Source organism: Rothia sp. HMSC064D08, assembly GCF_001809525.1.
GTDB classification, from domain to species: domain Bacteria; phylum Actinomycetota; class Actinomycetes; order Actinomycetales; family Micrococcaceae; genus Rothia; species Rothia dentocariosa.
In genome coordinates, this window is record NZ_KV797900.1 from 608490 (window position 1) to 621700 (window position 13211).

The following is a 13211-nucleotide window of genomic DNA, read 5'->3' on the forward strand; positions in this document are numbered from 1 at the left end:
CTTTCATCGGGTGGAAACCGCGCCGGGGTTTTAGCAGGCGCAGAGTAGTTCTATTGTACTCAGATGCATCATCAGCGTTCCGGGCATGAAACGAGCTTATCCAGATTTTAAGGACGCACAACGGACGTTGCCCGGCTTTAGGAAAGTTTGCATCCTGAACTGCCGGGAAGCGTCGGCTTCCAGTTGAAGGTCTTAAGCGATAGGTGAACTAATATTCCGTATCTCGAAGCCGCCAAGGGCTGCACAATAACTTTACGCCTTGATATTCTAGGGATGTCTGCCATGCGGCGCACGGAGTCATGAATGCGGAATTTCGGATTTTAGGGCGCGGGTACGGTAGATTTAACTAAGTCGACGATGCGGGGAGCGTACCAGCGCCTCCGCTATTTCTTCGTTGTACCCATCATAGACGTACCTCCCCGTAAAGGTCATACAGATTGTCCGAACACACTGCAGCCGCGACTTCTGACGCAGATAAGCCCGGCGTAAATTCTGATATCCGGCATTGTAACGCTGCTTTACTTTCTATCGCGCATGAACTTCCTCCCCGTGTAGTTACAAGCTCATATTTTGACGAACAATTGTCCAACACCTATAAGCGTCTGAAGATGCCTAAGGGGTTACTGGAGCGTCTGGCGGGTATTAGCGAACGTCGTGGCTGGGCTGAGGGCCAAACTTTTGAAGATGGTGCCGTTGCTGCAGCAGAGAAAGCGCTTCAAGCTGCGAAGGTTGACCGGGACCAAGTGGGGCTGCTCATTAATGCTTCTGTAACCCGCGATAATTTTGAACCCGCAGTATCTGTGGGTATTCATGACCGCCTTAATCTGCCTCGTCACGCCCTAAACTTCGATATTACGAACGCCTGCCTAGGGTTTGTAAACGCTATGACTGTGGCGTCTACGATGATCGATTCCGGTGCTATTGACTACGCTCTCGTTGTTGCCGGTGAAGATCCTTCCCCATGGCATCGTACCGCCCTGCGGATTTTGAGCCAGCCTCATACATCTCGTGAGGATGTGCTCGCCCAGTTTGCTACCCTCACCCTCGGCTCGGGTGCGGCGGCAGCGGTACTCGGGAAGGCAGATGCGCATCCCGAAGGGCACCGCATCATCGGTTCAGTATCGCGTGCGGGAACTGAGCATCGTAATCTGTGCATTGGCGGTGAAGCTGATCAGGGCATGAATACTGATGCCGCTGGTCTTCTTGAGCATGGTCTGCAGCTGGTAGCTCAGGCTTGGGAACAAGCTCATGAGGACGGCTGGGAGTGGACCGATATGGATTCCTATGTGACTCACCAGATTTCTAATGCTCACACCAACGCTATTATCGAAGCCGTAGGAATTAAACGCGACCGTATTCCGCTGACTTTCCCCGTTTGGGGTAACGTAGCGGCAGCGGCACTGCCCATGACTCTTGCGGAATGCGCCCCTACCTATAAAAAAGGTGACCGTATTCTATGCATGGGTGTGGGTTCCGGTTTGAATACTGCGCTCATGGAAATCGACTGGTAATGTGAATTAGTATCGTCTCATCGCGTGGGAGCCTCGGCAGGTGCGGGGCTCCTCACTGTATCGGTACATAGCCCCACGCCAAGGTACTCTGAATATCACCGGCGACGAGCCGTCGCAACAGCAAGGACAGTATATGCGCCACCTTAACTTCCCGAAGACCCAACCACCATATAACCCACACGAGTGGACGGGCGTTGATCCTCGCTACTCGCACATGCTTGAGGTACCTACCACCGCCCCGATTGAGGTGCGGGCCGCCCAGGCGCAGGCACGACGGTGGCATTACCTCGACAACACACCAGCGCTTCAGGAACATGGGCTTGACCCTATCGGCACGATCCTGTGCGTACACGGCAACCCCACCTGGTCGTATCTGTGGCGTACCGTACTCGATGCCGGCGTGAACAGTACAGCACCGTGGCGTGTTATCGCTGTCGACCAGCTCGATATGGGGTACTCCGAACGCACTCACCTCGATCTGGAGGATGAACGGCGCTCGCTTGAAGACCGCATAGCAGACTTGAGCGATTTTACCCGCGAACTCGGGCTGGATACAACCGATAAACCGGTGGTGACCCTCGCCCATGACTGGGGCGGTTTAATCTCGCTGGGCTGGGCGATTGAACACCAAAATATTCTTTCAGGCGTCATGCTCACGAACACGGCTGTATATCACGATGGTGTTGAGCGCATCCCGGCGGCGCTGCGCCTAGCTTTGGGGGTTCACGAGCTGGGTACACGAGACTCTACAGCTTTTCTAGACGTTACTCTGGGGCTGGCACAGAACCAGGGCCGGGTGCCCTCCGAAGGTGAGCCAGGCTCTTCGGAACGGGCTCTAGCCGGGCCACAGGAATCCCAACCGCGTGCGCTTTACCCCAGCAAACTTCACGAGGGGATTCGCCGCACCTACCGGGCGCCTTATGTGCATCCGGCGTGGCGCGAAGGTATCCGCAATTTTGTGGGCGATATTCCCACGGGAACCGATATACCCTCATACGCTCATATGGTGCGCATTGCGGAAGGTGTTCGGGATTTGAAGGTTCCCGCGTTCTTCCAGTGGGGTACTAAAGACCCGGTTTTTCAGCGGCGCTACCTCTTCGATCTGATGGATCGTTTTCCCCAGGCCAAGGTGCACCGCTACGAAAAGGCATCGCACCTAGTTGCCGAAGATGAAGATATTGCCGCCCCTATCTTTGCTTGGCTGGGGCAGAACTTCGGCACGCTCGTTGAGGGTTATCTAGAGAAGCCGGTCAACGCAGAGGCACAGCATCGTGAGGCGCGGCGAGCTTTGGACGAACGTATTCGGAATCTGAAAACTTCCGAAGAAGAAGCACACGAAGAATTCCGCCCGATGATAGCGGCGTTGAACGAACGCGCGCAGGACACCTCACTCGCAATTGTAGATATGGACTCCGCAGGCGATGGCACCCAGGTTGCAGCACAGCTTACGTGGCAGCAGCTCGCAACGCATGTGGATGCGGCGGCGGCGCGCCTGCACGCCCTAGGGGTACGTCCCGGTGACCGTGTGAATCTGATGGTGCCACCTGGGTCACGCCTGACAACGCTTATTTATGCGTGCCTTAAACTAGGTGCGGTTATTGTGGTGGCGGATACCGGTTTGGGGCTTACGGGTCTTACGCGCGCGCTCAAGGGCGCCAACCCGCAATTTATCGTGGGCATTCCCGCCGCTCTCGCCGCCGCACGATCCCTGTTGTGGCCCGGGCACCGCATTTCCATAGAACCGCTCGGTAAGTTCCAGGATCGGGTGCTTGGTGTAGAAGGTTCTGTCTTTGAGTCCGCTCATAAACGTTCGGCACGTTCTAAAACATCCGAAAACACACTCAGCGCCCCTATTGCCACTCCTGCGGTTATCGAGTTCCCCGACCCCGATCCGGATGCGGATGCCGCTGTCCTATACACTTCCGGCTCAACCGGCCCCGCAAAGGGTGTTGTGTACACCCAGCGCCAGCTGGCGGGTATGCGCGATGCCATCGTCAACACCTACGGATTCAAGTCCGGGTCAGGTCTGGTAGCTGGATTCGCGCCCTTCGCACTCCTAGGCCCGGCACTGGGCGCTACGAGTGTTACCCCGAAGATGGACGTGACCAAGCCCAAGACGCTCACCGCAACCGCGTTAGCCTCCGCAACCGAGGCGATTGGCGCATCCACCGTCTTCGCCTCCCCTGCGGCACTCGTGAACGTGGTGGCAAGCGCCTCCGAACTCACTGATTCGCAGCGCGCAGCCCTAGCGGAGGTCACCACCGTGCTGTCGGCTGGGGCGCCTATTCCTGTTCCCCTGCTTGACGAACTCTCGAAGCTGGTGCCTCATGCCTCACTGCACACCCCTTATGGCATGACCGAGGGGTTGCCGGTTACCGATGTATCTTTGGATATGATTCGCCAGGCACTAGCTGAGGGAACCCCGAATGCCGAGGGCGATATTCTTGATCCTTTTGCACGAGACGGGGTATGTGTAGGGCACGCGGTATATGGTGCGGCGGTGGCGATCGCTCCTTTGCAGGAGGATGGAACCGTGGCTTCGGAGATGACTCACGAACCGGGTGTGACCGGTGAGATTTTGGTATCGGCTCCCCATGTAAAAGACCGTTACGATACCCTCTGGGTGACCGAAGAACAATCGATTTCAACCCCTGGTTGGCATCACACCGGCGATGTGGGACATCTTGATGCTGCCGGTCGTCTCTGGGTTGAGGGTCGCTTAGCGCATGTCCTTTTGACTGCCCAAGGTGTGCTGACCCCGGTTGCCGCTGAGCAGTCCGCTGAGACCTTGGATGCGGTTCGCCGTGCCGCACTGGTCTCGGTCGGTCCTGCAGGCACAGCAGCACCCGTGCTCGTCATTGAGGCCGCCAACCGTAAACTCAAGCAGGGTCAGGCACCCTTCGAGCTGAGCCGACAGATCCGCGAGCGCGTTCAGGATGATACGGGTATCGAGCTGGCGGCTGTGTTGGTTATTAAGGAGCATCCGACCGATATTCGCCATAACTCGAAGATTGATAGGTCTGCCCTTGGCGAGTGGGCTTCAAAGGTACTTGAGGGTGCTTAGTTCTTAAGATAGCGGTGAGAGGACGCAGGGAATCTGCCTGATACTGTTCTCCCGTTGTGTTTTCGCATGTAGATTCTTGAAGATCAGGAGAAACCTGAATTTTGGAGGCTTTTATGGCTACCCCGGCTCCTTTAGCGGCTCGGTATACCGACCCTGCGCCGCGGTCTTTGCGTCCCGTCGATGAATCGTATTTTGCTGCCCGTAGCGGCGAACGTGTGCTTATTACCGGTGCAAGCGGCATGCTCGGTCGTGAAACCGCCATCGCGCTGTTGCGTGCCGGGTATGATGTGCGCGTATTCCAGCGCAGTGATGCGGGTATTGCAGCGCTACTGCCAGATACGATACGCCCTCGTTTCGATCAGGTTCGCGGTTCTCTTAATAATGCTGAGGTTATTGAGCAGGCTCTTGTGGGAGTGGACGGCATTGTGCATGCCGCTGCGAAAGTCTCGGTTTCGGGCGATTGGGAGGATTATGAGCGTACCAATATTGTGGGCACGCAGGCTCTTCTGGATGCCGCTATAGAGCGTTCGATTTCTAAGTTTTTGTATGTATCTTCTCCTTCGGTTGCTCATGCCGGAACGGCTCTCATCGGCGAGGGGAACGGGGCGGCGTCCCCCGAGCATGCTCGCGGAAACTATGCTCGTTCCAAGGCGACGGCAGAGCTTGCGGTTTTGGCGGCGAACGGCACAAAGCTCGCCTCGGGCTCTACCATGCGCGTGGGGGCGTTACGCCCGCACCTGATTTGGGGACCGGGCGATACTCAGTTGGTGGAGCGTATCCTAGATAGGGCTCGGTCCGGGCGGCTGCCCCTACTTTCCGGGGGCACAGGTCTGATCGATACGCTCTATATTGATAACGCGGCAGATGCGCTGGTACGCGGTTATGAGCGTCTAGAGTCGATAGCCGGGCGCGCGCTGGTGGTCACAAATGGCCAGCCCCGCACGATTGCTGAGTTACTGAGTGGTTTCTGCACGGCGGTTGGGGTTCCTGCGCCGCGTTTCTCGGTTCCCGCGCCAGCGGCGGCTTTTGCGGGGCGTTTGATCGAAAAGGTGTGGGGTCGTCTGCCGAAGTCGGTAACAGCCGGGGATGAGCCTCCCATGACCGAATTTTTGGCGGAGCAGCTTTCAACGGCGCACTGGTTCGATCAGAGGCTCACCCGCGAACTTTTACAGTGGGAGCCCGCCGTTACGATCGATGAGGGGTACCGTCGTCTGGGTCTTTTTTACGGGGATAAATATTCGCGTTCCTCTTCAGCAGTGTAGGAAAAACATTAGCTGATTTTTAGCCCGCGCGGGGTGCGTTGGCAGTGCGGACAGCGGTATGAGGAACGGTTCATAAATGGTTCACGCACAATAATGCTGGTGCGCCCGGCCTCTAAGCACCGTCGACAGGGTTCTCCGGCGCGACCGTAAGCGTTCAAGGACCTGTCAAAATAACCGGATTGTCCGTTGACGTTCACATAGAGCGCATCGAAACTGGTCCCGCCCGCATGGAGCGCTTCGGTCAGTACCTGGTGTACGGCGGCGAATAGCTCCCGGGTTTGGGCGGCACTGAGAGATTTTGCAGGTTTTGCGTAGTGTATTCTGGCACGCCAGAGCGCCTCATCCGCATAAATATTCCCGATCCCAGAAACCACGGACTGGTCCAGAAGCAGGCGTTTAATGCCGCTGGAAGTGCGTAGCATGATGCGGCGAATCTTTGCCACATCAAAGGATGGATCTACCGGGTCACGCCCAATATGCTCAACAGTTTCAGGAACCAAGAACTCTTCCGATATTTCTTCCGCACCAGCGGGCGAAGTGCCCGCAGGAATGTCGGGAACTAGATTCGAGAGGAACATTCCACCAAAGATACGCTGGTCGACAAACCGTAATTCAGTGGCTTTATTGGTACTCTCACCATCGGCGGGTTCGAGTTCAAGTACGATTTTGAGGTGCTTCTCAGCGGGGAATTCTGGAGTCTTCACGAGTAGCTGCCCGCTCATCCCCAGATGAATAACAAGCGCGTACGGCAGTAACGTGTCATCGCTGTCACCGGGTTTCGGGGAAGGCTCGTCATCAGAGGCAGAGAGCGTGAGCCACATATACTTGCCGCGCCTATATGCCCCGCGAATACGGGTTCCTTCTAAACGCATCGTAAAATCCGCAGAACCCCCGATATGGCGGCGAATAGAGCGTTCATCGAGAATGCGTACCCTCTCGATTACACAACCGACAGCATGATGATGCACACCCTCACGCACAGTCTCAACCTCGGGTAGCTCCGGCATCTCTCCCCTTCACAGCGTCATGAACTCGGCCACTCGGCGCAAGAGCTAGTTTCTCCCACCGGGCGGCGCAAACTTATTTTTAGACTAGTATGCGATACGCAGCTTCTGCGGCGAGACGCTCTGCTTCCTTCTTGCTAGGTCCGCTTCCGGTACCCGCGGTCTGCTTTGCCACGATAGCGCGGGCAGTATACACGCGAGCATGGTCGGGGCCTTCTGCTTCGATCTCGTAGGTTACATCTCCCCAAGACCGCGAGGTTACCAACGTCTGCAGATCGGTTTTCCAGTCGCGTCCGGAATTGAGAATTTGCTCGTCTTCTAACATGGGCGCAATCAACCGCAGGACGAGCTCACGGGCGGCTTCCCGCCCCAAGCTGATGTATGTGGCTCCAAAGATAGCTTCCATGGTGTCGGCAAGAATCGAATCTTTATCGGCACCTCCCGTAAGCCTTTCCCCCTTGCCTAAACGGATATGCTTACCCAGCTCTAGTTTACGGGCGGCTATTGCCAAAGCGGGAGCCGAAACCACCACATGGTGCAGTTTCACGAGCTCACCTTCGGGAAGTTCGGGGTGGCGGCGGTACACTTCCTCGGCGATGGCGAGAGAAAGTACAGAATCCCCCAGGAACTCTAGGCGTTCATTATGCTCTACTCCGGGGTTTTCAAAGGCGTAGGAACGGTGCGTGAGAGACAGCAAAAACGTCTCGGCGTCAATATCGACACCGAGACGTTCAAGCAACTCCCCAGCTTCGCTAGGAATGTTAGTCATCAGGAATACTCGCGTGATTAAGCGTCGGCGACCTTACGGCCCTTGTATTCCAGGAACAGGGCATTGCCTGCAGCGTCGGTTACAACCTTTGCCTGGTGAGGCAGGCTGTAAGTCACGCGACCGTTTTCAACAGTCTTAACCAGCGGCGGCACAGATGCCTTCCACTGGGAACGACGCGCGCGGGTGTTAGCGCGGGACATCTTGCGCTTGGGAACAGCCACAGCTATCTCTCATTCTCTCGTAACAACAATTTAGTTTTCGGTATCCTCGCTCAGCAAGCCCTGTAGGGCTGACCAGCGCGGATCCAACACCTCGTGATGATGCCCGGGGTCTTCCTCCAGGCGCGCTCCGCATTCAGAGCACAGTCCCTGGCAGGTTTCCCGGCAGACGGGCTGGAACGGCAGTTGAAGGATTACTGCATCCCGCAGTGCCGGCTCAAGGTCAATAGATTCACCTTCAACGGCATACTGCTCATCGTCTTCGTCTTCGGGGCCGCCAGAGGGGGCCTTCTCGAAAACAAAAAGCTCTTGTATGTTGGTCGACATTTCGTAATCAATCGGATCCAAACATAGGCTACACTCGCCGTGTACATCCACTACGGTTGTGCCGCTTACCAGGATACCATCTACTACCGACTCCAGCCGAATGTTCAGGTCCATGTCGGTGCCTTCTTGTACACCAATCAGGGCATTACCCATCTCAGCGGGTGCCTGTACAACCTCGTCGAGGGTTTCCATAGATCCGGGACGGTGCACCAGATTTTTGACTGACACCACCAAATCAGAGGAGTTTTGAGGTGAAATGGCATATCTCCTTATACAAAATGCTTAAACCAAAGAGATATTCTATCCCCTCAACCGCCGTTAATCAAGGTTTGGGCGGCAAACTATGACATTCGACGCATCAAAATTCACATAAAATATGCGCAAACCCAGGAAAGACGCCTTCGATCATGGGAGAATCGCGCATAAAACTACGCAATCGTGTTATTGGTCCGAAGCCTGTGAGTGCTTAGCGACGAGCGCATCTGAAACCACACGCGGCACATAAACCGAAACGTCGCCGCCTAAGGATGCAACCTCACGGATAATCGTCGAAGACACCCCGCCGAAACGGTCCTCTCCCGCCAAGAACACCGTCTCCAAGTTTGCCAAATGGCGGTTCATACTCGCCATTGGAGCCTCATACTCGTAATCCGCCCCCGAACGAAGACCCTTAACAAGCACCTGTGCCCCGTGTTCCTGAGCCCACTGTGCTAAAAGTACCCCCGGCGGAATAACCTCAACCTTCACGGTGGTAATACCGCGCTCCGCGAGGGAACGCTCCACCAAGTTCACTCGCTCCTGCAGAGAAAAAAGGTATTTTTTAGAGGAGTTATGCGCGACCCCCACGATCACCTCATCAAAGAGCGCAGAGGCACGAGCAATAATCTCTAGGTGCCCGTGATGAATCGGGTCAAACGATCCGGGGCAGATAGCTAACATGAAGCATTCTCGCTTTCGGCGGGTTCAGAACCAGTATCCGCATATGATTCATCTGGTTCAAGATAGTACAGCACTGTCTCGCCATATTTCTTCATTGCAAACCGGCGCAGCTGAGATTTCCACGCGGGTTCCGCGTCGCGCGAAGAACGCTCCACGACCACGATGGCACCCTCCGCTAGATTCGGGGCGATGACATGCAAAATATCGAGAATCTGATCTTGTGTAAACGCATATGGAGGGTCAAGAAATACAAGATCCCAGGGGCCGCTATGGACCGCTACATAGCTTTGCGCGCTCCCCTGAGTCACTCGGGTAACGCCGGTTGCAGTTTTCGACGTTACCGCAACATTTCGGCGGGTAACCTCACATGCCTTGGGATGCTTCTCCACGAACTCGACGGATGCGGCACCCCGCGAAAGCGCCTCGCACCCTAGGGCACCCGATCCGGCATAAGCATCAAGAACACGTGCCCCCTGCACAACGCCATAGCTCTCCAGCTTCGAGAAAAGTGATTCCTTCACTCGGTCGGTTGTGGGACGAGTGTTCTCCCCCGGCACCGAGGCAAGGCGTAGACCACCAGCGGTTCCGGCAATAATACGGCTCATGCGTTCCTCACGTCTGTTCGTCGATAGTCTCTAGTGGCGGATCCCCAAGGTGACAAAACCGCCAAACCCGTGTGTTAGCCACGCCCCAAAAATGCCTCACGGTCGGCATCAAGCGCCCGGTCAATTGTACGTGCCAAGTTCGGATGCTTCGCCAGCGTGGGATCCGCCGTGATCAGCGCCCGCGCATCCTCACGAGCGCGCTCAATAATGGTTGCGTCGGCGAGAGCCCTCAGGAACTTAAGGGTACTCTTCTTCCCGGACTGCGCGGCACCTAGGATATCACCCTCACGGCGCTGCTGCAGGTCTATCTGCGAAAGTTTAAACCCGTCGGTGGTGGCCGCTACCGCATCTAGACGTTCACGAGATGCCCCTCCCGCTTCTTGCCGGGTAACAAGCAGGCAGGTTCCGGCAAAACCGCCACGCCCCACGCGGCCGCGAAGCTGGTGCAGCCCGGAAATACCGAAGCGATCGGCGTCCATAATCATCATGAGGGTTGCGTTCGGTACGTTCACACCCACTTCAATAACAGTGGTGCTCACCAGAATATCTATCTCGCCGCGTTCAAACGCGGTCATTACAGCAGTTTTTTCCTCGGGGTCCATGCGCCCATGCAGGCTTGCAATCCGGGTTCCGGTCAGCGCCGGATTCTGTTTTAGATAGGCGGTCATCGCGGTCACGGAGGTCAGGCGTATTTTGCCGTCAGAGCTCTGAGAACCTTCACGCCCGGCATCGCCGAAGAGCTGCTGGCCTTCTTCAAGTTCTTCATCGTCATCGCCAATTTTGGGAACTACCACGTAGACCTGGTGCCCTGCATCGATCTCTTCGCGAGCGCGTGTCCACAGGCGATCTGCCCAGGTCGGTTTTTCGGCAAGCGGCACCACATGGGTTGCGGTCTGTTGCCGTCCGGCGGGTAGCTGATCGAGTACGGAAACATCAAGGTCGCCAAACACGGTCATGGCGACGGTACGCGGAATGGGGGTTGCCGTCATCACCAGACGATGCGGCAGCTCGCCGTTGTTCCCACGCAGAGAGTCACGCTGTTCCACGCCGAAACGGTGCTGTTCATCGACCACAACCATGCCAAGGTCGCGGAAGGTGACCGTGTCCGAAAGCAGGGCGTGGGTTCCGATTACCACGTCGGCGGTGCCGTCAGCGATCTCGGCGAGTACGGCACGCTTGTGTGCACTAGGCATTGAGGCACTGAGTAGCCTAACCCGCACGCGATGCGCGGATTTTTTGCTTTCTTTTCGGTTTTGGGGGTGAAAAAGCGTAGTCTCATATCCCGGTATGCCCTCGGTATCCGCTAAATCCCCGAGAATATCGAGAATCGAACGGAAATGCTGTTCGGCGAGCACTTCGGTGGGTGCGAGCATCGCGGATTGCCCACCAGAGTCGGCTACCTGAAGCATAGCGCGAAGGGCTACCACCGTTTTGCCCGAGCCGACATCGCCTTGTAGAAGCCGATTCATGGGTGACGGTGAGGCGAGATCACGGGAAATTTCCTTGCCCACTCGTTGCTGCCCCTCGGTGAGCTCATAGGGAAGCACCTTCAGCAGAGCATCTGCTGCCCCATCCGGCAGGGCGGGCCGGGCCACGGTGGCGTGGGCGGCACGTGCGGCGTGTAACCGGGCCAAGGCGCTCTGCAGAACAAAGGCTTCTCGGTAGCGCATCTGAGCTTGAGCGGCGCGCCAGGTGTCCTCACTATCGGGAGTGTGCAGGGCGCGATAGGTCCACTCCAGCGAAGGGACTTTTCGGGCGCGGCGTATTTTATACGGTACCGGGTCTTCAAGTTCTTTTAGGGGCACAGATTCGATGAGCTGAGCAATAGCGGTCGCGATGCGATCCGTTGGCAGTTTTACCGGAGCACGATAAACGGGTATGGGCGCCTCGGCCCGTTCGGGGGCGTTCGCATTTCCGTCGTCTGAAAGCAGGGCGTAATGCGGGTTTGTCAGCGTATACTCCCCGCGATAAATCCCTACCTTCCCGGAGAACATCATGGTTTCACCAGCGTGGATCTCGCGTGCCGCGGTCCATGCGTTGAAAAAGGAAAGCTTCATGGTGGAGCCCACCCGCCCGGTTCCTGGTACACCTGAACCGCCGAAACTATACTGCGGAACTCCGAAAAGATCATTTCCGCCGTTCTGTTGTCCGTAGGAATCAGCATAGCCCGAGTAACCGGCGGAAGGCGCGGCTAATCCGCTCACGCGCGGGTTGGCTTTACCCGCAGGCATTCGTTGCGATGTATTGGCCCTGCCCTCGCGTACGGCGAAGGTACCTGATGAAGAACTATCGACCGAATTCTGGTCGGATTCTGCAAGGGTATCGGTAATCGTGACTTCGGTGATTTTTCCTCTGCGTGCCGCCATGGTTCGGGTCGAAACGTTCGTGACCCTGGCGATAATTGTCACGTCCTGTCCCTCAACAAGGTCGGCAAACCGGCTAAGTTCTCCGCGAGGCAGATACTTCCGTGGAAAATATTCCAGCAGCTCCCCCACCGTGCTTATGCTCAGGTGAGTTTTGAGGGCGCGTGCCGTTGCCGCTGACAAGTAGCGTGTTAAGGGTGCGTTTTCCAGGCGTTTCTCATCGTTATAGTGTGCTAAAGCCCGCGACCGTGCAGCACGTTGCTGTTGCTTTTCTTGCTCTTGAGAAGAGTCCGAATTATATTTTATACTCCGCACTCGCGCGGCTGGCTTATCTGTTTTCTTTGGATCGGCGGTTTTCTTGCGCGAAGGTTTCTTTCCCGGTGTCTTTACGGCGTTCTTCGGTTCGGCCTTTTCATGATGAGGCTCTTCTACAAGAGAAGCAAGATTATTGTTTTTCTCCGGAGAGATATCCGTACTTAATTGCTTATGCGTAGAATTTTTTGGATTGGTTCGTGGGGGTTTCGCTCCCTTAGCTGCTGGTTTTTGCGATGCTGTTTGTGTGCTCTTCTTGGTTTTTCCTCGGATAGACGTTCCACGCTGGGACGGTGCTTCGGTACGCGCCGTATACGCAATATCGGCAAGGTCGTACAATTCCGCTGTGTCCATGCTTTGAGCTGCCGCACCCAAAGAAGCACTCAGAGCATCCACAATACGCTGATACTCCGAACTTTCACGCTGATGCGCGAGGGTGGAGAGCTCCGCTAACGTTTTAGTGCCGCGTGCATACTCGGCAAGGTCGCGAACCGTTACATATTCATGGGCTACAAGTTCGTCTTCAGAGAGAATGGCAGATGATTTAGGGTCAGAATGCTCGGTATCGGTTGTTTGCTGTTTGGCAGCTTTCTTGGCCTGTCCAAAACCGCTTTCTAAAAATTCATCAGCAAAAAGGCTGGGAGTCGCGCCCTCATCATGCGCTTCTTTCGAGTTTTGAGGTGACACGTTTTCCCTCCTTTCTGCTCGCAGCACTCCGCCAACCCGAATACCTTCGGCTCGAACGGACATATAAGACGTAGCGTAGGTTTAATACTACCGTTGCACATTTGGGGCACGCTACGAACCCCGTCAGCTCATGTCACCATGCAACGCATG

General features: G+C 56.1%; 9 protein-coding genes and 1 pseudogene. 3 read left to right on the forward strand and 7 right to left on the reverse strand.

The annotated features are described in order from the left end of the window. Positions 1-437: 437 nt before the first annotated feature. The 3 genes from HMPREF2625_RS09380 to HMPREF2625_RS09390 all read left to right on the forward strand — a co-directional run bounded on the left by HMPREF2625_RS09380 (position 438) and on the right by HMPREF2625_RS09390 (position 5837). Positions 438-1511, forward strand: a complete 1074-nt coding sequence (locus tag HMPREF2625_RS09380; protein ID WP_070524128.1) for a 3-oxoacyl-ACP synthase III — start codon at positions 438-440, stop codon at positions 1509-1511. A 133-nt stretch (positions 1512-1644) separates the two neighbouring features. Then, the gene (locus HMPREF2625_RS09385; protein WP_070524130.1) at positions 1645-4575 is read left to right on the forward strand and encodes an alpha/beta fold hydrolase; all 2931 of its coding nucleotides are present in this window, start codon (positions 1645-1647) and stop codon (positions 4573-4575) included. A gap of 113 nt (positions 4576-4688) precedes the next feature. Then, entirely contained in the window at positions 4689-5837 is a 1149-nt protein-coding gene (locus HMPREF2625_RS09390) for an NAD-dependent epimerase/dehydratase family protein (RefSeq protein ID WP_070524132.1), read from the forward strand. 8 nt (positions 5838-5845) lie between these two features. Here the strand turns inward: HMPREF2625_RS09390 and mutM are convergent, their stop codons facing one another. From mutM to HMPREF2625_RS09425, 7 genes and pseudogenes are all read right to left on the reverse strand, one after another. Continuing rightward, a complete protein-coding gene (gene mutM, locus HMPREF2625_RS09395; RefSeq protein ID WP_070524134.1) occupies positions 5846-6844 on the reverse strand; it encodes a bifunctional DNA-formamidopyrimidine glycosylase/DNA-(apurinic or apyrimidinic site) lyase in 999 nt (332 codons plus the stop codon). Between the two features lie 79 nt (positions 6845-6923). Next, entirely contained in the window at positions 6924-7610 is a 687-nt protein-coding gene (gene rnc, locus HMPREF2625_RS09400; RefSeq protein ID WP_004004884.1) for a ribonuclease III, read from the reverse strand. Between the two features lie 17 nt (positions 7611-7627). Further along, positions 7628-7831 (reverse strand): 50S ribosomal protein L32, encoded by a 204-nt coding sequence (gene rpmF / locus HMPREF2625_RS09405; protein WP_004004885.1) that lies wholly within the window; start codon positions 7829-7831, stop codon positions 7628-7630. Positions 7832-7861: 30 nt separating this feature from the next. Next, positions 7862-8347, reverse strand: coding sequence for a YceD family protein (locus HMPREF2625_RS09410; protein ID WP_179958720.1), 486 nt, complete (start codon positions 8345-8347; stop codon positions 7862-7864). Positions 8348-8596: 249 nt separating this feature from the next. After that, positions 8597-9094, reverse strand: coding sequence for a pantetheine-phosphate adenylyltransferase (gene coaD, locus HMPREF2625_RS09415; RefSeq protein WP_070524136.1), 498 nt, complete (start codon positions 9092-9094; stop codon positions 8597-8599). Further along, positions 9088-9705 (reverse strand): annotated as a pseudogene (gene rsmD, locus HMPREF2625_RS09420) (16S rRNA (guanine(966)-N(2))-methyltransferase RsmD); the annotation flags it as partial. The pseudogene rsmD and the gene coaD, both read right to left, overlap by 7 nt. A gap of 68 nt (positions 9706-9773) precedes the next feature. Beyond that, positions 9774-13061, reverse strand: coding sequence for an ATP-dependent DNA helicase RecG (locus tag HMPREF2625_RS09425; RefSeq protein WP_246826772.1), 3288 nt, complete (start codon positions 13059-13061; stop codon positions 9774-9776). Positions 13062-13211 lie beyond the last annotated feature (150 nt).